The 20,154-nt window shown below is 68.0% G+C and carries 20 protein-coding genes and 2 pseudogenes; 11 read left to right on the forward strand and 11 right to left on the reverse strand.

The window, feature by feature from the left end; all coding sequences use genetic code 11:
- On the reverse strand, positions 1 to 709 hold a 709-nt coding region (locus A5694_RS15660; protein ID WP_064922786.1), incomplete at its 3' end, for a hypothetical protein.
- 110 nt (positions 710 to 819) lie between these two features.
- Here A5694_RS15660 and A5694_RS15665 point away from each other — a divergent pair.
- Together A5694_RS15665 and A5694_RS15670 are read left to right on the forward strand one after the other, a co-directional pair.
- Positions 820 to 1,965: a DUF222 domain-containing protein gene (locus tag A5694_RS15665; protein ID WP_064922788.1), complete on the forward strand. Its 1,146-nt coding sequence runs from the start codon at positions 820 to 822 to the stop codon at positions 1,963 to 1,965.
- Between the two features lie 9 nt (positions 1,966 to 1,974).
- A complete protein-coding gene (locus A5694_RS15670; protein WP_082952691.1) occupies positions 1,975 to 3,414 on the forward strand; it encodes a recombinase family protein in 1,440 nt (479 codons plus the stop codon).
- Positions 3,415 to 3,723: 309 nt separating this feature from the next.
- Here the strand turns inward: A5694_RS15670 and A5694_RS15675 are convergent, their stop codons facing one another.
- The 4 genes from A5694_RS15675 to A5694_RS15690 form a co-directional block, all read right to left on the reverse strand.
- Positions 3,724 to 3,936 (reverse strand): hypothetical protein, encoded by a 213-nt coding sequence (locus A5694_RS15675; RefSeq protein WP_064922790.1) that lies wholly within the window; start codon positions 3,934 to 3,936, stop codon positions 3,724 to 3,726.
- Positions 3,933 to 5,405 (reverse strand): replication initiator, encoded by a 1,473-nt coding sequence (locus tag A5694_RS15680; protein WP_064922792.1) that lies wholly within the window; start codon positions 5,403 to 5,405, stop codon positions 3,933 to 3,935. The genes A5694_RS15675 and A5694_RS15680 overlap by 4 nt, the downstream gene beginning before the upstream one ends.
- Positions 5,402 to 6,754, reverse strand: coding sequence for an FtsK/SpoIIIE domain-containing protein (locus tag A5694_RS15685; protein ID WP_234787934.1), 1,353 nt, complete (start codon positions 6,752 to 6,754; stop codon positions 5,402 to 5,404). The genes A5694_RS15680 and A5694_RS15685 overlap by 4 nt, the downstream gene beginning before the upstream one ends.
- A gap of 201 nt (positions 6,755 to 6,955) precedes the next feature.
- Positions 6,956 to 7,345 carry a hypothetical protein gene (locus A5694_RS15690; protein ID WP_064922796.1) on the reverse strand — a complete coding sequence of 130 codons (390 nt, stop codon included), beginning with the start codon at positions 7,343 to 7,345 and terminating at the stop codon, positions 6,956 to 6,958.
- 180 nt (positions 7,346 to 7,525) lie between these two features.
- Between A5694_RS15690 and A5694_RS15695 the strand changes: the two genes are divergently transcribed.
- Complete coding sequence (locus tag A5694_RS15695; protein ID WP_064922797.1) at positions 7,526 to 8,284, forward strand: helix-turn-helix domain-containing protein; 759 nt, start codon at positions 7,526 to 7,528, stop codon at positions 8,282 to 8,284.
- Positions 8,285 to 8,327: 43 nt separating this feature from the next.
- On the forward strand, positions 8,328 to 8,798 hold the full coding sequence (locus tag A5694_RS15700) for an NUDIX domain-containing protein (protein WP_064922799.1): 471 nt from the start codon (positions 8,328 to 8,330) through the stop codon (positions 8,796 to 8,798).
- Between the two features lie 27 nt (positions 8,799 to 8,825).
- On the opposite strand, the gene A5694_RS15705 is transcribed toward A5694_RS15700, so the two are convergent.
- From A5694_RS15705 to A5694_RS15720, 4 genes are all read right to left on the reverse strand, one after another.
- Positions 8,826 to 9,368: an HD domain-containing protein gene (locus A5694_RS15705; protein WP_064922832.1), complete on the reverse strand. Its 543-nt coding sequence runs from the start codon at positions 9,366 to 9,368 to the stop codon at positions 8,826 to 8,828.
- Between the two features lie 174 nt (positions 9,369 to 9,542).
- Positions 9,543 to 9,722, reverse strand: a complete 180-nt coding sequence (locus A5694_RS23340) for a hypothetical protein (protein WP_064922801.1) — start codon at positions 9,720 to 9,722, stop codon at positions 9,543 to 9,545.
- Positions 9,723 to 10,241: 519 nt separating this feature from the next.
- On the reverse strand, positions 10,242 to 11,039 hold the full coding sequence (locus A5694_RS15715; RefSeq protein WP_064922803.1) for a DUF2182 domain-containing protein: 798 nt from the start codon (positions 11,037 to 11,039) through the stop codon (positions 10,242 to 10,244).
- A complete protein-coding gene (locus A5694_RS15720) occupies positions 11,029 to 11,484 on the reverse strand; it encodes a heavy metal-responsive transcriptional regulator (RefSeq protein ID WP_064922805.1) in 456 nt (151 codons plus the stop codon). Before A5694_RS15720 ends, A5694_RS15715 begins: the two co-directional genes overlap by 11 nt.
- 120 nt (positions 11,485 to 11,604) lie before the next feature.
- Here A5694_RS15720 and A5694_RS15725 point away from each other — a divergent pair, with 120 nt between their 5' ends.
- From A5694_RS15725 to A5694_RS15755, 7 genes and pseudogenes are all read left to right on the forward strand, one after another.
- Complete coding sequence (locus A5694_RS15725) at positions 11,605 to 11,901, forward strand: DUF1490 family protein (RefSeq protein WP_064922807.1); 297 nt, start codon at positions 11,605 to 11,607, stop codon at positions 11,899 to 11,901.
- Between the two features lie 55 nt (positions 11,902 to 11,956).
- Positions 11,957 to 14,338 (forward strand): copper-translocating P-type ATPase, encoded by a 2,382-nt coding sequence (locus tag A5694_RS15730; protein ID WP_109535714.1) that lies wholly within the window; start codon positions 11,957 to 11,959, stop codon positions 14,336 to 14,338.
- Positions 14,339 to 14,370: 32 nt separating this feature from the next.
- Positions 14,371 to 14,796 carry a transposase gene (locus A5694_RS15735; RefSeq protein ID WP_082952694.1) on the forward strand — a complete coding sequence of 142 codons (426 nt, stop codon included), beginning with the start codon at positions 14,371 to 14,373 and terminating at the stop codon, positions 14,794 to 14,796.
- Positions 14,797 to 14,997: 201 nt separating this feature from the next.
- Positions 14,998 to 15,354 carry a Cd(II)/Pb(II)-sensing metalloregulatory transcriptional regulator CmtR gene (gene cmtR / locus A5694_RS15740; RefSeq protein ID WP_064922811.1) on the forward strand — a complete coding sequence of 119 codons (357 nt, stop codon included), beginning with the start codon at positions 14,998 to 15,000 and terminating at the stop codon, positions 15,352 to 15,354.
- A 79-nt stretch (positions 15,355 to 15,433) separates the two neighbouring features.
- Positions 15,434 to 15,718 carry a DUF1490 family protein gene (locus tag A5694_RS15745; RefSeq protein ID WP_064922813.1) on the forward strand — a complete coding sequence of 95 codons (285 nt, stop codon included), beginning with the start codon at positions 15,434 to 15,436 and terminating at the stop codon, positions 15,716 to 15,718.
- Positions 15,719 to 15,839: 121 nt separating this feature from the next.
- Positions 15,840 to 18,156 (forward strand): annotated as a pseudogene (locus A5694_RS15750) (heavy metal translocating P-type ATPase); the annotation flags it as partial.
- A 242-nt stretch (positions 18,157 to 18,398) separates the two neighbouring features.
- A complete protein-coding gene (locus tag A5694_RS15755) occupies positions 18,399 to 18,662 on the forward strand; it encodes a hypothetical protein (protein WP_064922817.1) in 264 nt (87 codons plus the stop codon).
- Here A5694_RS15755 and A5694_RS15760 read toward each other — a convergent pair.
- Both A5694_RS15760 and A5694_RS15765 read right to left on the reverse strand, forming a co-directional pair.
- A pseudogene (locus tag A5694_RS15760) lies at positions 18,659 to 18,985 on the reverse strand (YnfA family protein). The gene A5694_RS15755 and the pseudogene A5694_RS15760 overlap by 4 nt on opposite strands.
- A 227-nt stretch (positions 18,986 to 19,212) precedes the next feature.
- Positions 19,213 to 20,118: a cation diffusion facilitator family transporter gene (locus tag A5694_RS15765; RefSeq protein ID WP_064922834.1), complete on the reverse strand. Its 906-nt coding sequence runs from the start codon at positions 20,116 to 20,118 to the stop codon at positions 19,213 to 19,215.
- Between the last annotated feature and the right edge of the window lie 36 nt (positions 20,119 to 20,154).

Genomic DNA, 20,154 nt, shown 5'->3' on the forward strand with positions numbered 1-20,154 from the left:
CGTCGTTGGGTTGGGCGGCCAACGCCACCGCGAGCTGGCCGCCGTTGGGCGTGCCCACTACGCCGAACTGCCGCACCAGGTAGCCCCCGCCCGGGCCGGGGCCCCAGCCGCCCTTGGTGGGGGCGCCGAGGCCGGCCAGACCCCAGCGCTGGTTGGGCACGGTGTTGCTCATCAGGCTGTAGACCGGTGCGGCAGCGGCCATGCACGGCAGGTGGGCGGCGAACACGGCCTGGCGGGCCAGCGGCCACTGGGTCTGGCCGAAGGCGCTGAATTCGGGCCGCAGCCGCCGGGATTCGACCGCGGTGCCGGTGTCCCCGCCGGCTCGCAGCACGGCCTGCACCTGTTGGGCGGCCTGGGGGGCCGGCCCGAGCTCGGACCACAACTGCTCGGCGGCGTCGTTGTCGGACGCGGTGACGGCCCTGGCGGCCAGGTCCTGCGCATTGGGACGGTTGGCGTGAATCGCCGCGATCGCCAGCGGGACTTTGATGGTCGACCAGGCCACCCCGTTCTGCAGGGTGCCGAGCGTGCCCGCCTGGTTCTGCCCAACCGGGGCATAGGCGATCCCGACGGTGGCGGGGATCGTGTTGGCCAGCCTCGCGAAGCCGGCCTGCAGTGGCTCGGCGGCCGCGGGGGAGGCCCCGGTCAGGTTCAAGACCAGGCTTGCGACGACGGTCAGGGCCGCGATGAGTGCTCGGCGGGCAGCAGGCATTGCCTCAGTATTGCGCGCCCGGTGGCCGGATCCATGCTGCTGCGACGGGTGTCGGCCGGGGTTGCGGATAACGGTGGCACGCGTCGGCCGGCTCGGGTAGTATCGAACGTATGTTCGAAACAGCGAGTGATCTGCTCTCGCCCACGGCACCGGCCGGCCTGTCGCCGGCCCAACTGGGCGAGCTGATCGCGGCGGTTCATCGGACCGAATCGGTGCTGGTGGCCCGCCGGCTCGGCGCCATTGCCGCTCTGCTTCGCCGGCACGGTGGCGCCGACCCCTGGGAGTTCGAGCAGGACCACGAGACCGTCACCGGTTACGAGCGGACCTGCGCGCAGGTCTCTGCGCTGATGAACCTGGCCCCCGCGGCAGCCGGCCGACAGGTGCATTACGCGGCGGCATTGGATAACCGGCTACCGCGGGTTGGCGAGCTCTTTGCGCGCGGACACCTTGATTGGCACACCGTGCAACTGATCATCACCCGCACCGACCTGGTCGACGACGATCTGATCGGCGGCCTCGACGAACACCTGGCCGCCCGGGCGGGTGGTTGGAGCAGCTGGTCGCGGCGGCGCATCATCAACGCAGTCGATGCCGCGGTGCTGGAGGTCGACCCCGACGCCGCCCGGCAGCGCCGCAAAGAGGCCGACAACGACCGCTACCTCTGGATCTCCCCAGAGCGCGACGGCATGGCCGAGATCAAGGGCAAGATTGCGGCCGCGCAGGGCGCGGCGTTCGACAGGCGCCTCACTCAGATGGCCAATGACGTCTGCGCCGACGATCCTCGCACCCTCGACCAGCGTCGGGTGGACGCTTTGAACGCATTGGCAGAAGGCCTGCCCCTGATCTGCGCGTGCGGGCGGTCCGACTGCCCGGCCCGAGCGGCGGACCGGCCATCGCCCGGCTCGGGAACTCGGGTCATTCTCAACGTTGTGGCTACCGCCGACACGATCGGCGGCTGCAGCGATCGTCCCGGGTATCTGGAGGGATTCGGTGTCATCGATGCCGATCAGGTGCGCGCCTTGGCCGAGTCGGCCTCGCGCTGGGTAATCGACGCCACTGTCGACGCTGCGGCGGCATTACGCTACCGGCCGTCGGTGCAGCTGGCGCGGGCCGTCAGGTGTCGAGATTTGACGTGCCGGTTTCCCGGGTGCCACCGCCGGGCCACCATCTGCGATTTGGACCACACTGTCCCGTTCAACCATGACGACCCAGCTGCCGGCGGGCCGACGGCAGCCTGGAAGGTTAAATGTCGCTAAACTACCCTCATGGTGAAAGCGAAACCCGCTGCTCAGCGAACCGCGGTGCGCTCGGCGGCGATTTATGCCCGGATATCTGCAGATGTCGAGGGCACCGGGTTGGGGGTGGCGCGGCAGTTGGAGGATTGCCGCAGGCTGGCCGCTGATCGCGACTGGCCGGTCGGTGATGAGTATGTCGACAACGATGTGTCGGCGTTTTCGGGCAAGCGGCGCCGCGATTATGAGCGGATGCTGGCCGACCTGCAATCCGGTGCTCGCGATGCTGTGATTGTCTACAACTTGGACCGGTTGCATCGCCAGCCCGCCGAGCTGGAGGACTTCGTTGCCCTGTGTGAGCGGGTGGGGGTCTCGCAGGTTGCGACGGTGACCGCCGATATCGATCTGGGCAACGATGACGGCCTGTTCATGGCCCGGATTTTCGCGGCGTTCGCGGCCAAGGAGTCCGGGCGCAAGTCGGCGCGGATTCGGCGCAAGATGTTGCAGAACGCCGAGGCGGGGTTGCCGCACGGGTCGGTGCGCCCGTTCGGCTATGAGGCCGACAAGATCACGGTACGTGAGTCGGAGGCGGTGGTGGTGCGCGAAATGGCAGACCGCTACCTGGCCGGCCAGTCGTTGCGGTCGCTCACGTTGTGGCTCAACGACTCCGGGATCGCCCCAGCGGTCGCCAAATCGTGGCAGACCTCGGCGGTGCGCCAAATCCTTTGCTCGGGCCGCATAGCTGGGTTACGCGAGCATCGGGGTGAGGTGATCGGCCCCGCGAAATGGCCACCGATCATCACCCCGGCCGAGCGGGATCGGGTGCTGGCCCGCATGGCATCGCGGTCGGTGACCAAGACGCGGGCCGCGCGCACCTATCTACTCTCGGGGTTGCTGCGGTGTGGGCGTTGCGGCAACCGTCTGTATTCGCAAGCGCGGCACAGCAATCCAGATAACAGGGTGCGCCGCTATGTGTGTTTGAAGGGTCCCGATCATGGTGGCTGCGGCCGGTTGACCGTCGTCGCTGCCCCGGTGGAGGACTTGCTGACCGATGCCGTGTTGGCCCGGCTGGACTCTCCGCACCTGGCCAAGGTCCTGGCCGGGAAATCCAGCCCGGATCGCGATGTGGCGGCTTTGGCCGCCCAGGTCGAGACGGATCAGGCCCGCCTCGATGAGTTGGCGACCCTGTATGCCGATGGGGCGGTCACCGCGCGGGAATGGATCGCTGCCCGCGACCCGATCACCAGCCGAATTCAACATGCACGGCGGGACATCGCGACAGCCACCGACACGACGGCGGTTTACGAGCTGGCCGGCACTGGCGGGGCACTGCGCGAGCAATGGTCAGATTTGGATCTGGGCCGCCAGCAGGCCATCGTCAAATCCATTCTCGATCATGCCGTCATTGCGCCGGGCACTCCAGGTGTGCGCAGCTTGGATATCAACCGGGTCCAACCCCACTGGCGCATCTAAACATGGTGGTCGGCATCGTTGGTTGCGCCGTCATCGGTGCCGACCAGACCACCACACGCGCCTCGGTGGATGCCCCGCCTATGGAGCTGTTTTCCCTGGCGAGTGCTGAGTGTGTGTCGGGGTGGGTGAGCTGTCAAGGCCCAAGGCCGCATGCGGTCGAACCCCAGGTTCGAGCCTGGACAGCTCACCCACCCCGACACCAGAAGCGCTTTGTCGCCGGGGAAAGCATGCTTTCCGAACAGTTTTCACGATGACCGATTGGGTGGCTGACCGCCAGAGGGTGACTGTCGCGGGATGGGGTTGATGTCATCACCGCAGCAGGGTGGCGACGGCCGCCAGAACCGTGTGGTCGGTTACGGTCACCGGAAGGTCCTGACGTTGACACGATGCGATCAGCCACTCGGTGAACTCGTCGCGGCCTGTCGGGCATTGCGCGTGGTTGCGCGATTCTCCGTCGGTGCCGTCTTGGGCGCCAGCGCCGGTGTTGGTCGTGGTCGGCTGTCGTGTTGCGGTGGTGGTCATGGGCTGGTGCCGGTCTCGTCGCGGGCATGCAGGCGCGCCAGATAGCGCTGTTGGCGGGCCTGGTGGGCCGCGGTGTGCACCAGCAGGCGTTCGCCGTCGTTACGATGCCCGGCGCCGTCGATGCGCCAGTCCGTCAATTCCCCTGTGGCACTGGACTGGTCTGCTTGGCTGGGCGCGTCGTGCTGGTCATCGTCTTCGGGCTGCTCAGCGTCGCGTTGCCGCCAGTGATGGCGGGCGGCGCGCAGCGCGCCCATGGTGGTGGAGTAGCGGCGCGATTTGGTGGTGATGTGGCCGCGATAGCCCAGGGTGTGCAGCCAGGCCAGCATCGCCGCATTACCCGGCACCGCCGCCAGGTCGGCCAGGGTGGACAGGATGCGGCGGGGATGGGCCGGCAGGTCCAGCTCAGCAATCGCTCGGCCGCTGATACGACGTGCGGCGATGCCGAATTCCGCGACGGATTTGGTGGTGTATTTCGCCAGATACGCCGCCACCCGCCGCGCCAGCCCCGACTTGCCGGGATCGCCGCCGGTCGCGGTGAGGGGTTGGGTGTCGATTTGGGTGCCGAACCCCACGACCCGGTCCTCGCGTTCGGGGTGGTCACCGGTACCGGTGGCGGTTGGCATGGTCACTGGTAGCCGCACCTGCTCAGCGGCCCGGCGTACCAGCGCGGCCAGCTCGATCGCTGACACCCCGACATCGGATTCGGCGGACGTCGCGTTCTGGTCGTCCCCATCGGTGTCGTCGGTGGGGTCGAGTCGGATCAGGGTGTGGTAGTGGATGACGGCGCGGCGTTGGTATTCGGCGACTTTGACAAACGACACCCGCACCGCGTCCGGGTCGACCGAAGCGGACCGCAGATGGCGGGCTAAGGTGCGGCGGAGCGCGATGGTGAACCGCCGCCACAACTCCGGTGCGTGCCAGTTGAACAGCACATGGCCGGTGTAGTCGTAGCACTGCGGACACAACGGCTGCCCGATCGCCGTATCCTCGGAACAGTGGACCCTGCCGCACGACAGCGGAATGCCGTGTGCGCAGTAGCGCGTGGTGTCACCCGGTGGGTGGCACGCCCGGCCGGGATGCTCAGGATCGCTGGTGTGCACCGCGCCGAAGCTGGGGGCGGTCAGCGTGGCGAACACCTGCGGCCGGTGCGCGGTGTGCTCGGGCATACCGTGATGGCCACCCGCCGTGCCGGCGTGGATCAACTGCCAGGTGTCGGCGGCATACAGGTCCGAACACGACGGGCACACCGAGGCGCGCCGGTTCCCGCAGCGGATCATCACCGCCACCCATTGCCTACGGTTGGGGTCATAGGCGCTGGCCTGCACCGGGTTCGCGCAAAACCCCACGGAAACGCAGCGCCCCCACCACGACTCATAGCTGTGCGATGAAGCCCGGCGGATCGCCTGCTCGATCGCGGGCGAGCCGGGCGAAAGCCAGTCCGGCAATGATGCCGGCGCGAGGCTGATCATCGCGTGCTCCCGCTGCGTCCTGCCCGGTTGGGTGGGGCGAAATGGGTTGCCAGCCAGGCGATATCGGTGTCGGTGACGTGAAACGCCCGCACCCGCTGGACGGCCGCGTTGCCTTCGGTGAGCACATAGCCCACCCCCGGTGTGGTGTCGGGGATGTCTTCGCAGCGCGCCCCCTGCTGATGCGCCGCGGTGGACAGGATCATCGCGGTCTGGCTGGCCTCCGTCATGCGCAGCCCGACCCGGACCGGGAACAGTTGACGCAGCGCCACCACGTCTTTGGAGGGGTCTTGCACCGCGGCGATGACGCTGATGCCGACCGCGCGACCCTGGGCCAGCCACAGGCCGAGCAGTTGTTCGACCTCGGTGCGTTGTTTGCGCTCGGCGTAGGCGGTCAGCGTGGCCAGCTCGTCGACCAGCAACACGATATGGGGTTCAGCGCGGGTGGGCCGGTGCGCCCGCGTGGTGCCGCGCAGCCGCTGCGCACGGGCCACCATGGTGGCCGTGGTCTCCCGCAGCACGGCCAGGATGGTGTCGGGGTCATACGCGAACCGGTCGAACAGCGGGGCGCCGGCGCCGAACTCCATACCGCCCTTGGGATCCAGGCAGCGCACCGCCACCAGCCCCGCCTTGATGCCCGGCGCCAGCCCGGCGACCAGCGACCACAACACGCTGCCTTTACCGGCGCCCGTGGCCCCACCGACCAGAATATGGTGGCCGGCCACCGGCAGGGTCCACCGGTCACCGGTCTCGGTGACCCCGGCCGGCACGTGGGCCAACCGCACCACGCGGGTATCCACCGGCGGCCGGGGCAGCGGGATCGGGGCGGCCAACCCGTCGTGGTGGCGCACGCGGAGCACGATGTCGCGGCCCCGACCCGCCTCGATCCGGCCGGGTTGCACGGTCACGCTGTGCGCGCCGAACGCCGCGGCCAGCCCGTCCACCTCGGCTTGCCAGGTTTTCACCGATTGGCCCACCAGCAACCGCACCACCAGCGTGTCGACCGCGGCCCCGATACGCACCGCGCCCAACACCGGCACCAGCGGATCGGCGTCCGGTTTGCCCCGCCGGGTGATGGTCAGCCCGTGGCGTTCACAGACCACCCGCCAGCGGCGTCGGTACACCAGATGAGCACGCCGGTAGTCGCCAATGGGTTTGCCGATGAGCTGCTGGTAGGCGTCGGGCCAGCCCAACCGCCACCCCCACACGCCCGCCGCGCACACCCCGGCGAGCACACACGCCACACGCAGGCCCGATAGTGCTGCGGTGACGATGAAGATGCTCACCAGGGCGGCAGCGTCGGGCCAGCGCAACGCAAACCGCCACAGGCCCTTGCCGGTCAGCTCGATCATGCCGACCAGCAGATCGCCGAACCAGTCATCATCAGCTGACCCTTTTGCCCTACCGCTTGATGTCATTAGTCCGGTGGTCCTCTCATCGGATGGCGACCGCTATTGGTTGCGGTGTCACCGAAATCGGTTTGAATGAATGGGTTTTCGCGAAGCCAGGCGGGCGCCAGGCGTAGGTGGATGAGCCGCCTGGCGCCCATCGCGCTAGCTGGTGCCCGTTTGTTTCGCTGGACTCGGGGCCTGCGTACCACCGCTCGATGCCGCTGGACGCGGCGCCAAACCGGCCGCCGCAGGACCCCCAGGCCGGATTGAGGTCGCCCGGAAGGCGACACCGGAGCGGTCTCCTTGTGACCACGGGATCGCGATCAACCCGTCGAGGCTGACCGGCTCACCGACTTTGACCTCGGGTTCGCCGGCCACGGTGACGGCAAGCACTTCGCCGCCGTCGGGGTCCAGAGCCATGACTTGGACCTGCCAGAGGACCAGGCCCGTTTCTTTGTCGATGCGCGGGGCGCCGGTTTCGTGCACCGTGCGCTGCTCGGGGACGCGGGTGCAGAAGAACTGCACCGCCTTGGTGTCGATGCGTAGCCGCATGTCTGATTCCCTTCCTGTGTGGATACGGCCGCTCGTCGGCCGTGATTCCACTCCAGTCGGGCAACTCGGACATCTGTACCGCATCTTTAATGGCATCTGCGGACATCTGCGTGACACACTCGGGACAAGCACCGACAACGTCATCGACAGCGATGTCATCGCAGGTAGGAGGACCAGCAGGTGGGCAAGGACGAGGCCGCGTGGGTGCCCAACGACAAGCTGCGCTACTACATGGACCGCAAAGGGCTCAACGCCCAGGCGCTCGCCGAACTCATCGAAGTCGACGCGAAGACCGTGGAGCGCTGGCTGACCGGGGAATCACGGCCCTACCGCGACAATGCGCGCCGCGCCGCCGAGGCCCTCGACTGCGATCGGTCCGACATTTGGCCCGATCTGTTCCCGATCATGGCGCCGCCAAGCGCGGGCACCGTCGCGGTCAGCGTGTACGGCAGCCGCGCCGACGTGCCCCCCACGGTGTGGACCGAGCTATTCGGCGCAGCCGTCGAGCACATCGACATCCTGGTCTACGGCGGCACCTTCCTGTTTGACGGCGTTCCCCGATTCCGCAAAATGCTCACCACTGCCACCGAGCGCGGCGTGACCGTCCGCTTCGCCATCGGCGACCCCGACTCACCCGCGGTCGCACAGCGCGGCCAAGAAGAGGGCATCGGAACCGCCCTAGCCGGCCGCTGCAAGATGACGCTGGCCCGCCTTCAACCCATGATCGGCACCGCAGGATTAGAGGTTCGTACCCACACCACGCCGCTGTACACGTCGATGTTCCGCGCCGATGACACCCTGATCGCCAACCCGCATCTCTACGGAGCGCCGGCCAGCGACAATCCCGCCATCGTCATCACACGCGAGGACGCACCCGAGCTGTGGAATGACCATCAACTCGCGTTCGAACGCGTGTGGAACACCGCCCGCCCCATCTGAGCCACCCCTAACGCCGCACCCCATCGATGCCCTGGAGGACCAGATGACCCGAACCGACTACTACAACGACCCCGACGCACCTGCGGCGAACAGTGTGGTGCCGTCCACCACCGCCGTGGTCACCGACGACCAAGCCCACATCCTGCTCATCAAACGCCGCGACAACGACCTGTGGGCGCTACCGGGCGGCGGCATGGAGTTGGGCGAGTCGATCGTTGACACCGCGGTGCGCGAAGTCAAAGAAGAAACCGGCCTCGACATCGAAGTCACCGGCCTCATCGGCGTCTACACCAACCCCCACCATGTCATGGCCTACACCGATGGTGAAGTCCGCCAACAGTTTTCGCTATGCTTCAGCACCCGGCTCATCGGCGGCGACCCGCGGGTCGACTCCGAAAGCACCGACATCGCCTGGACCCGCCCGCAAGACATTCCGACGCTGAACATGCACCCATCCATGCGACTACGCATCCAGCACTACCTTGAACACCGCCCCACCCCATACCTCGGGTAAACGCGAAATGCGCCGCCGGAGCCTGTCCTACCCGACCAGAGCGTCCACACGGGCGACCGCAGCCAGCAAGCTGGGCGCCGACAACGTGATCGCGCGGTGCACCGGGTCGTCCTCGCCGTAACGCGACAAAATTTCGCTTACCCGATCCTCGGGCCTAATCGGCGAACCGTCCGGGCCGGTCTGCATATCCGCGCACGTCAACACATCGAGCAACAACCCCGGCGGCTGCACGAACTCAGCCAACGCCTCCGACAGCCCGCGCTCCCGTGCCTCAAAAACCGCACCCGTGTGATACGCCACCAGTGACACGACGACGGCGGGGAAACCCTCGGCGCGGACAAACGCAGCCCCGTCCACCGGATGGAAACCGGTCGACCGCACCGATGGCGCATACCCGACATCGTGTAGCCACGCCGCCGCGACCAGCGCATCAGCCTCCAACGGATCGACACGTGTCACCAGGCCCTCCGCCGCCGCTGCGACACCGCGAACATGGGCCAGACGGGTCGCCAACGGTGCCAGTCGGGACTCCGCTATCCGCCGAGCCCGCTGCACCACCGCACCGTCCACCACGACCTCAGCCTACCGAGCAGCCCCGAACCGCATCCACCCAGTTCAACAAGGTCCACCCGATCCACCGAGCCCGAGACGCGCCCGTGCCGAAAACCAGCATGTTCCCGTGGCGGCTCCAGCCCGAGTGCGCCGCACCACCGACCCGCAATACGCTATGATCAGCATCAACGACTACGCCGCCGGTCCCGGACCGACACCGAGAACACCTGGGACGAAGCTGCCGGCGTGCTGCTGGCCCGCGTACCCGGAGCCACCGTCGCCGAACTCACCGAACACCCGCCTCAGCGCCACCGTAACCAGCGCACTCGCGGCAGCCCCGGCGTCGCGCAGCTCACACAGCTCACCGCCCAAGCCAGCTAATCCTGCCCGTGCGGTCGGCTCCCTCCGGGCTTCGCTGCGCTCCCTCCGCTTCCGTCCGCTGGCGCTCCCGTCCGCGCCGGTCGCTGCACTGCGCCCTGCGTCCGCCGCCAACCAACCAGCCAGCTCCCACCATCGAGCCGCGTCAGAGCTTCGGGCCGGGGCACCAGCGATGGCCGCATACACGGTGACCGCACGCCGACCCGTTGAGCCGTCCCCACTAGCCCAGGTCACCGCCACGACGCACCGCCGAAAACCACGTCTGACCTGGGGTGTGATAACTTTCTTTACTGGTATCAAGGGAGCTGTTTCGCCTGTGGTGGTAAAGGAGGCTGGGAAAAGCTGGATCTCACCTCCGCGGGCTTGACCGAGAATGTCCTCGTCAGCCCGGCTCGCGGCGATGGCGGGTACGCATTCGGGTGTCATCCGGAGCCGGGCCGAGTCGCCCAGCGCCTTGAGCACGGCAGCCAGCTGCCCGCCGGGTGCCCTTTTGCGTGGTCGCCACGACATGCCTCATGAGACGAGGTGGATGACGAATGCGGGATGCACCAGCAGTACAACGCCGAACGCCACGAGGATCGCCGCCGTCGCCCGGGTAATCCACTGCGCGAACGGCGTCATTCTTTCCAGCCAGATCAACACCGACAGCACCAGCATCCACCCCAATTGCATGGTGCCCAGCGCGATCAGCAGCACGAACAGCATCCAGCAGGAGCCCAGACAAAACAGGCCGTGGCGGCCACCGGCAACAAACGGGCGAGCCGGACCGTCGCGGCGTGTTCCGTGCTGCAGGGACACCGACGTCGGCGCGCGACAGTGTTGCAGGCAGGTCGCTTTGAGCGCTGTGAGCTGATACAGCCCGGCGGCCAGCGCCACCGCACCGGCCAGGCGGCCGGCCCACGGATCGGGGTGTGCCAGCGGACCGTTGAGGTGACTGAACGCCACGAAGGCGGGGATGCCCGGGGCGCTCCACACGGCCAGGTAGGCGGCGACGAAGAGGACCGCCGGGGCGGCGCCGCCGGTGGCGCGGGCATAACGGCCAACCACGGGCAGCACCGCGGGCAGCATCATCGCCGCCATCATGGCCACCCACGCGAGCAGGAACGCGGCCAACGACATCGGCGCCATCGGCGCTATGGCGTCCCTCGGCATGTCTGACTGGTCAGCCATGGGCATTACGGCCATCGTGTCGCCGCTCATGTCGGCGGCGCTGGCCACCGTCCACCACCAGCCCACACCCGCCACACCCAGCAGAACCGCCGGCACCCAGATATCGGTCCAGGACCGCGCACGCACGTCGCTATCGCTCACCGTCGCGTCCTAGTCGCAAGGCTGAACTCGGCGGCGGGCCGGCATCCAGGTCGCTTTCCAAAATCCAGCACACCGTGGACTCATCGTGTTCGGACGGCGCGGCGTGCGACGCGTGGTCGAGAAGGGTCTGCAGGTGCCCTTCGAGGGCGACCAGTTCGGCGATCTGCGCGCGGACCTGGTCCAGACGGGTGTGCAGGACGTGGCGCACGTGCCCGCACGGCGCCTCACCGCGGTCGTGGATCGCCAGGATCTGGCGCACCTTCTGCAAAGTCAGACCGGCCGCTTGGCCCCGATGGATGAACCGGAGCCGCTCCACGACCTCGGGCCCGTAGTCGCGGTACCCCGACCCGGTGCGAGCCGGCGGCGGGAGCAGCCCCGAGTCCTCGTAGAAACGAATGGTTTTGGCGCTGGTGTTGCTGAGTTTCGCCAACTCGCCGATCTGCATAGCCCCCATCCTTGACCTTCCACTGTACTGGAAGGTCAAGGATGGGATCGAGGCCTCCGCACGGCGAGGGTGCATCGGGCAAACTATCCGAAGGGAGAGCTAGGCATGGCATGGCATGGCATGGCATGGCATGGAGTCGTGCTGAAAGTGGCACCCACGGTGGTGACCGGGGTGGTAGGGGTCGCGGCCTATCAGTCGCTGCGCACGGCCGTGGCGAAGGCCCCGCTGCGTCGGGCGACCGTCACCGTGACCTCTTGGGGCATTCGTGCTGCCCGCCACGCGCAGCGCACGGCCGAAAAGAACACCGAGCAGGTCCGATTGACGGTCGCCGATGTAATGGCCGAGGCACGAGCGCGCACCGGCCACGACACCGAACCGGCGATCGTGACCAGCACGGACAGCAACCATGACCACTGATCTGCTGCCGGTGACCGAGGCCACGCTGACGGTTGTATCGGATGCGTCGGGGCGGATGCGGGTGCACGTCACCGGGTTTCGTGTCGATACGGTTCGGGCCGTCGCGATCGAGGACACGGTCGCCACGGTGCCCGGTGTGCAGGCGGTCGCGGCCTATCCGCGCACAGCATCGGTCGTGATCTGGTACTCACCGCAGCACTGCGACACCGCGGCGGTGCTGGCGGCGATCGACGACGCGCAGCACATCCCTGCGGAGTTGGTGCCCGCGCGTCCCCCGCATTCCGCCGAGGTGCGCACCCCCGGTGTTGTGCGCACCGCCCTTGGCGGAATCCGCCGCCTGCTGGGCCGTTCGCCCGATAGCGCCGGGCGAAGCGAGACGGTGGCTGGTGGCGGCTGTGGGCAGGGGCAGGGCGGGTGCGGCACCCCGTCGTCTAGCGAGCTGAATAGACGTGAGCAGCGCAGGTGGTTGCGGCGGCTGTGGCTGGCCATACCGTTGGCGTTGCTGGCATCGGTGTCGACGATGGTGTTCGGCGCCTACCCGTGGGCGGGGTGGCTGGCGTTCGCCGCGACGATACCGGTGCAATTCGTCGCCGGGTGGCCGTTTCTGCGGGGCGCGGTGCAACAGGTGCAGGCGGGTAGCGCGAATATGGACACGCTGATCACCCTGGGCACTTTGACCGCATTTTTCTACTCCGTGTACGAGTTGTTCGCCGGCGGCGCGCTGTTCTTCGAAACTGCGGCGCTGATCGTCGCGTTCGTGGTGCTGGGCCGCTACTTCGAGGCCCGCGCCACCGGCAAGGCCTCCGAGGCGATCAGCAAGCTGCTGGAGATGGGCGCCAAGGAAGCCTGCCTGCTCGTCGACGACCAGGAATTGCTCGTCCCGATCGATCAGGTGCGGGTCGGAGACCTGGTGCGGGTACGGCCCGGGGAGAAAATCCCGGTCGACGGCGCGATCATGGACGGGCGGGCCGCTGTCGATGAGTCGATGCTGACCGGCGAATCCGTCCCGGTGGAGAAAGCGCTGGGGGATCGTGTTGCCGGGGCGACCGTCAACATCGATGGACTGCTGACGGTACGGGCCACCGCCGTCGGCGCCGACACCGCCCTGGCGCAGATCGTGCGCCTGGTCGAGCAGGCCCAGGGCGGCAAGGCCCCGGTACAGCGGCTGGCCGACCGGGTCTCGGCGCTGTTCGTCCCGGCCGTCGTCGGTGTCGCCACCCTGACGTTTGCCGGCTGGACGCTGCTCGCCGCCAACCCGATCGCCGGGATGACCGCCGCCGTCGCCGTGCTGATCATCGCCTGCCCGTGCGCCCTGGGCCTGGCCACCCCGACGGCGATCACGGTCGGCACCGGCCGCGGCGCCGACCTGGGGATCCTGGTGAAGGGCGGCGAGGTGATGGAAGCCTCGAAAATGATCGACACCGTGGTGTTCGACAAGACCGGTACCCTGACCCGCGCCCAGATGCAGCTCACCGACGTGATTGTCGGCAACCGACGCCAGCCCAACCTGGTGCTGCGGATCGCCGCCGTCGTCGAGTCAGGCTCTGAACATCCGATCGGTGCGGCGATCGTCGCGGCTGCGCGTGAGCGGGGCTTGCAGATCCCGGCCGCCACTAACTTCTCCAACCTCGCGGGGCGCGGGGTGCGGGCCCAGATCGACGGCCGCACCGTGCTGGTCGGGCGGCGCACCCTTGTCGATGACCACGATCTGGTGGTGCCCGAGCACCTTGCTGCGGCGGCCGCCGAGCTCGAGGAACAGGGCCGCACGGCGGTGTTCGTCGGCCGAGACGACCACGTCGTGGGCGTGCTCGGCGTGGCGGACACGGTCAAGGACGAGGCCGCCGCCGTGGTCGCCGGGCTGCACGCCCTGGGGCTACACGTCGCCATGATCACCGGCGACAACGCCCGCACCGCCGCCGCGATCGCCACCCAGGTCGGCATCGACCAGGTGCTGGCTGAGGTGCTGCCGCAGGACAAGGTCACCGAAATCCGGCGCCTGCAGGATGCGGGCCGGGTGGTTGCGATGGTGGGCGACGGCGTCAACGACGCCCCCGCACTGGTCCAATCCGATCTCGGTATCGCGATCGGCACCGGCACCGACGTGGCCATCGAAGCCTCCGACATCACCTTGATGTCCGGGCGGCTCGACGGCGTCGTACAGGCAATCCAGCTCTCCCGACAGACCCTGCGCACCATCCACCAGAACCTGGGGTGGGCCTTCGGCTACAACACCGCCGCGATCCCGCTGGCCGCACTCGGTTTGCTCAACCCAGTCATCGCCGGAGCGGCGATGGGATTTTCCTCCGTCAGTGTGGTGAGCAACTCGTTGCGGCTCCGCCGCTTTGGTCGCGACCGCCGACACGAGCCGGCTTTCACCGCCCGCATGACCCAGCCGCTGATGGGTATACACCCGCCACCGGACGGCCTCGTCACGTAGGGGACATTGGGTGATGGCAGGACGGTGATCCCATGAAGGATGGTGGTAGGCCACGACATCGGCGCTCGTTCACCCCGGAGTATCGGGTACATGCCGCGCGCCTGGTGATCGATGGGCGCCGGCGGGTCGCGGAGGTGGCCGGCGAGCTGGGCGTGGACACCAGCCTGCTGCATACCTGGGTGCGTGATGAGCGGTGGCGGATGTCGCGCACTCGGCACGCCGACTCCGTGTACACCGATCGCCATGGCGAACAGCCGCTTTCGGCGCCCGAGTGGGCGGAATTGGCGCGGCTACGGGCGACCGTAGCCGAGCAGGCCCACGAAATCGCGTACCTAGAAGACGTCCTGGCGCACTTCGCGGCCGTCGCATCGAAGGCGAGCCGGCTCGAACTCGGCGCAGCAGAGTGCGCCTGCCGCGACGTGACCCAGCGGCCGTCGACCACGCCGCCGGGTCCGTAGCCCTGAGGCGCAAGCCATGACTCCAATCGGCAAACACCTGCCGATCAAGATGCTCCCGATTAGGTGGTCGTCACGATCGAGATCAGGTATTGCGCGGCCAGGAATCCGCTGGGCTAGGTAGTGGGCTGACCGTGGCGTCACTGAGTAGATACACAATTCAACCCTTGCTGTTATATCAGCGACAGCTGTACTGTTGACCTTGTGCTGACGTGCGAGAAGCGGGAATCCGCGCTGGCTCGGCTGGGCCGGGCGCTGGCCGATTCGACGCGGTGCCGGATTCTGGTGGCGCTGCTGGATGGAGTTTGCTACCCCGGCCAGCTCGCATCGCACCTCGGGTTGACGCGATCCAACGTGTCCAATCACCTGTCGTGTTTGCGGGGCTGCGGATTGGTCATCGCAACCTATGAAGGCCGGCAGGTCCGCTATGCGCTGGCCGACAGTCACCTAGCCCGTGCCTTGGGCGAGTTGGTCCAGGTCGTCCTCGCGGTGGACAGCGACGAGCCCTGCGCTGGCGAGCACGTCACGTTCGGAGCGGCGGTCGAGGAGACAGTGAGTTGATGAGCAGGCACGGTCCGGTGACAGCGAAGATCGACCAGCTCAATGGTGCCGGCGGGGCAGAACAGGAGGAGCGTTAGCAGTGGTTGCGCACGGACTACTGGTTAAGGCCGCCGGGACGGTGTTCACCGGGCTGGTCGGGGTGAGCGCCTTCGAAGCGCTGCGCAAGGCGGTGGGCGCGGATCCGGTTCACCGGGCCGCGGTCACCGCGACCGAGTGGGGTCTGCGGGGAGCCCGCCGCACGGAGGTCGCGGCCGAGTCAGCCCGGCTGAAGGTTGCCAACGTGGTCGCTGAGGCTCACGACCGCATCGGCGACGATGCCTCCCTGCCGGTTGCCACCGAGGTATCCGACGACGATTGCTGCTGACATACGGCTGTCAACGCTGTGCCGCGGTGAAGCGAAGAACTCGCTCGACGAGCTGATTGAGCGGTCGAATCCACGCCGACCGATGACGAGCCGGTCACGGCAGACCACGACGAGGGAGCTGATGATGCTGACCACTGATACTCGCCCTGATGCCGGGGGCTTGTTGACCGTGGTGTCTGCTGCGGCGGGGCGGATGCGGGTGCACACCAGCGGGTTTGTGTTGGACGCGGTGCGGGCGGTGGCGATTGAGGACACGGTGAGCAAGGTCAGCGGGGTGCATTCCGTGCAGGCCTATCCGCGTACGGCGTCGGTGGTGATCTGGTATTCACCCGCGGGCTGCGGTGAAGCGGCGATCCTGGCAGCAATCGCCGATGCGCGATACGTTCCTGCGGCGTCGGTGCCCGCGCGTGCCCCGCGCTCGGCTGACGTCGGCGGCCCCGGCGTCGTGCAGAAAGTTTTCGACTGGGCCGCGCGCACGTTATCGGGTCAGCGTAGACAGGTGCAGGGCCGGCCGCGTGCGGACAGCGCTGCCTGCGGCTGCGACCACGACGATGCCGATGACCGGGAGCCGCGGCGGCTCTGGCACGTGGTCAGGTTGCGGCGGGCCGCGTTGTCCGGGGTGCTGCTGGCCGGCGCGGCGGTTGCCGCGTGGGTGACTCCATTTGGGCCGGTTGCGGTGGGACTCAAAGCCGCCGCGCTGGCGGTGGGTGCCTCGACGTTCGTGCCTTCCGCCCTGAAGCGACTGGCCCAGGGCCGCATCGGTGTCGGCACCCTGATGACCATCGCCGCGGCAGGCGCTGTGGCGCTGGGTCAGGTCGGCGAGGCCGCCGCGCTGGCATTTCTGTTTTCGATCAGCGAGGGCTTGGAGGAATACGCGGTGGCGCGCACCCGCCGCGGCCTGCGCGCCCTGCTCTCACTGGCGCCCGATCAGGCCACCGTACTGCGCGGGGACACCGAAACCGTGTTGGCCACCGCTGAGCTGCGCGTCGGTGATCAGATGATCGTCAAACCCGGGGAACGCCTGGCCACCGACGGCATCATTCGCGCCGGGCGCACCGCCCTGGACGTCTCGGCGATCACCGGCGAATCGGTGCCGGTCGAGGCCGGTCCCGGTGATGACGTGTTCGCCGGATCGATCAACGGCTCGGGCGTGCTGCAGGTGGAAGTCACCGCGACCGCAGCCGACAACTCGCTGGCCCGCATCGTGCACATCGTGGAAGCCGAACAGGCCCGCAAAGGTGCCAGCCAGCGGCTGGCCGACCGCATCGCGCGACCGCTGGTGCCGGGCATTATGATCGCCGGGGCGCTGATCGCCGGGACCGGCAGTATTTTCGGTAGCCCGGCGATCTGGATCGAACGCGCTCTGGTGGTGTTGGTCGCGGCCTCCCCATGCGCGCTGGCCATCGCCGTGCCGGTGACTGTGGTGGCGGCCATCGGCGCCGCCTCCAAACTCGGCGTCTTGATCAAGGGCGGCGCCGCACTGGAAACCCTGGGCGCCATCGGTGGAATCGCCCTGGACAAAACCGGTACGTTAACCGCCAACCGGCCCGCCGTCATCGACGTCGCTACTACCAACGGCGCCACCCGCGAGGAGGTGCTGGCGGTGGCGGCCGCGCTGGAGGCCCGCAGTGAACACCCCCTGGCCCCAGCCATCCTGGCCGCAACCCCAGCGCCGATCGTCGCCGCCGAGGACGTACACGCCGTCGCAGGGGCTGGGCTGATCGGCCGCCTCGACGGGCATACCGTGCGACTGGGGCGGCCCGGCTGGCTCGACCCCGCCGATCTCGCCGGTCAGGTGGCGCGCATGCAAAACGCCGGGGCCACAGCGGTTCTCGTCGAACGCGGCCAGCAGCTACTCGGGGCCATCGCGGTGCGCGACGAACTGCGCCCAGAAGCCCCCCAGGTCATCGCCGCGCTGCGCGCTGACGGCTACCAGGTGAGCATGCTCACCGGCGACAACCACGCCACCGCGGCCGCGCTGGCCGCCCAAGCCGGAATCGATCACGTCTACGCCGACCTGCTCCCCGCAGACAAGGCTCACCTGGTCGCACAGCTACGCACCCAGCGACCCACCGCGATGGTCGGCGACGGCGTCAACGACGCACCCGCCCTGGCCGCCGCCGACCTGGGAATCGCGATGGGTGCCATGGGGACCGACGTCGCGATCGAAACCGCCGATGTCGCCCTGATGGGCCAAGACCTGCGTCACCTGCCCCACGCACTGCACCACGCCCGCCGCTCCCGGCAGATCATGCTGCAAAACGTCGGGCTATCCCTAGGCATCATCACCGTGCTGATGCCGCTGGCATTATTCGGATCCCTCGGCCTGGCCACGGTCGTGCTCGTGCACGAGCTCACCGAAGTCATCGTCATCGCCAACGGCGTGCGCGCCGGACGCATCACAGCACTGACGGGGCCAACCCAATACGCCCGATCGCGTAACGACTCACGGTAACGGTGGAGGACCATGTGCCGCGACAGGCCCGGCCAGCACGACAACCGACACGATCGGCGGTTCACCCACCGTCCAGAGACCTGCCCCACCTTGGGGCCAGTGTCGTCAAGGGCCGCAACCAGGGCACCGGTATGCAGCGCGAGGCGCTCACTCCAGCCCGCACCGGTCTCCCGAACCTGTTGACCCACCTGAGATGCTGGTGGCGGGCGTTGGGAGGACCATGGGATGCGGATTGAGCTTCTGAGCAGCCCGGGCTGTCCAAATCTGGCAGCGGCCCGTGAATTGCTGGCCGACTGCCTAGTTGTGCTCGGGATCGATACGGCGATCGTTGAGCGCGTCGGCCCGTTTCCGTCACCGTCGATCCTGATCGACGGGACCGACGTGATGCGTCCCAATCGGCCCCCGGCGGGTGATTTTTGTCGGTTGGACCTGCCCAACCGCGACGTGCTACTTGCCGCGCTACGACGGGAGGCGGCGGCCAAAAGCTAATGGCTGCGTGGGGCGTACATGATCACGGCAACGCCGGCCAGGCAAACCAGCGCGCCGATCACATCCCAGCGGTCGGGTCGGAACCCATCCAGGGCCAGGCCCCCGCGAGCGAGCCAGCGACGAATACGCCGCCGTAAGCGGCCAGGATCCGGCCGAAATGGGCGCCGGCCTGCACGGTGGCCACGAACCCATAGATGCCTAGCGCGATGACGCCGAATCAGAGCCAACCGCGTTGCTCGCGGACGCCTTGCCACACAAGCCAGGCGCCGCCCATTTTCGGCGACCGCAGCCAGGACGAATAGCAGGATTGAACGGACCACCATGATCTGATCCAGGAGAGGTGGCCGGTGCCGGCGACGCGAACACGTTTTACCCCCAGATCAAACGGCAAACTCAATCGAGCGGGATTGTCAGACAAGAGGCACCGCAGGTCAGACACCTGCGGGTGCCTCAGATAGAACGACAACGGACACCAGCGCGCCACGCGGCCCAGCTGAGATGTATGGCGACTAGGGCCGCAGGCGCGGCCACAACGTCGCATTCGCCCGGATTACGGGCGTGCACTGGACCGTGCGGTTGGGTGCGGCCCCCGGTCGCGGGTGTGGCCATCAGGGGTGGTGTGGTCGATCTGCACGGTGGTGTGATCGAGGTGAAACTCGTTGTGCAGCACCGTTTCTATGCGGGAGCGGACCGCGTAGCAGTCGGCGTCGCCGGTGACGAGCACGTGCACCGACATCGCCGGCTGGCCAGAGGTGATCTGCCACACGTGAAGATCGTGCACTTCGACAACCTGGGGTAACGCGGCGATCTTGTCGCCGATCTGGGCCGGGTCCAGGTCTGCCGGGGCGGCCTCTAAGAAGATCCGACCGGCTTCGCGGACCAGTCCCCACCCCGCTTTGGCCATCAACGCCGCCACCACCAGGGCCGCGATCGCGTCGGCGCGGGCGAAGCCGGTTGCCCACACCACCGCCCCGGCGATCGCGGTGCCGATGAACGCATACAGGTCGTTGAGGATGTGCTGGAAAGCGCCCTCAACATTCAAGCTGGTGCGGTTCGCCCGGCTGATCGACCAAGCGGCGGCAACGTTCACGGCGATCCCGGCCAGGGCGGTGACCAGCACCAGCGGGCCGGTGACCTGCGGCGGGGTGATGAGCCGGCGGACCCCTTCGTAGACGAACCACACCGTCAGCAGCAGCAGGGTGATCCCGTTGGCCTGCGCGGACAAGATCTCCACCCGCTTGAACCCGTAGGTGTAGCGGCCCCGCGCCGGGCGGCCGGCTAACCGGATCGCGATCAGCGCCAACACGATCGACGCGGCGTCGGTGAGCATGTGCCCGGCATCAGAGATCAACGCCAGCGAGTTCGCCACCAGCCCGACGACCACCTCGACGGCCATGAACGCCACGATCAGGCCCAGCGCGATCCCCAGCCACCTGCGGTCCGCGTCCGCCGACACCGCGTGACCGTGGTCGTGGCGGGTGCCGTCGCCGCG

The organism is Mycolicibacter sinensis (genome assembly GCF_001667945.1).
Lineage (GTDB): Bacteria > Actinomycetota > Actinomycetes > Mycobacteriales > Mycobacteriaceae > Mycobacterium > Mycobacterium sinense_B.

Bases quoted from the DNA above. Each gene is read 5' to 3' on its own strand.
- A5694_RS15755 (WP_064922817.1), top strand. From the start codon at position 18,399: ATGCGGATTGAGCTTCTGAGCAGCCCGGGCTGTCCAAATCTGGCAGCG.
- A5694_RS15670 (WP_082952691.1), top strand. From the start codon at position 1,975: ATGGTGAAAGCGAAACCCGCTGCTCAGCGAACCGCGGTGCGCTCGGCG.
- A5694_RS15720 (WP_064922805.1), bottom strand. From the start codon at position 11,484: ATGCAGATCGGCGAGTTGGCGAAACTCAGCAACACCAGCGCCAAAACC.
- A5694_RS15680 (WP_064922792.1), bottom strand. From the start codon at position 5,405: ATGATCAGCCTCGCGCCGGCATCATTGCCGGACTGGCTTTCGCCCGGC.
- A5694_RS15730 (WP_109535714.1), top strand. From the start codon at position 11,957: ATGCGGGTGCACGTCACCGGGTTTCGTGTCGATACGGTTCGGGCCGTC.
- A5694_RS15675 (WP_064922790.1), bottom strand. From the start codon at position 3,936: ATGACCACCACCGCAACACGACAGCCGACCACGACCAACACCGGCGCT.
- A5694_RS15665 (WP_064922788.1), top strand. From the start codon at position 820: ATGTTCGAAACAGCGAGTGATCTGCTCTCGCCCACGGCACCGGCCGGC.
- A5694_RS15685 (WP_234787934.1), bottom strand. From the start codon at position 6,754: ATGATCGAGCTGACCGGCAAGGGCCTGTGGCGGTTTGCGTTGCGCTGG.
- A5694_RS15700 (WP_064922799.1), top strand. From the start codon at position 8,328: ATGACCCGAACCGACTACTACAACGACCCCGACGCACCTGCGGCGAAC.
- A5694_RS15690 (WP_064922796.1), bottom strand. From the start codon at position 7,345: ATGCGGCTACGCATCGACACCAAGGCGGTGCAGTTCTTCTGCACCCGC.
- A5694_RS15735 (WP_082952694.1), top strand. From the start codon at position 14,371: ATGAAGGATGGTGGTAGGCCACGACATCGGCGCTCGTTCACCCCGGAG.
- A5694_RS15725 (WP_064922807.1), top strand. From the start codon at position 11,605: ATGGCATGGCATGGAGTCGTGCTGAAAGTGGCACCCACGGTGGTGACC.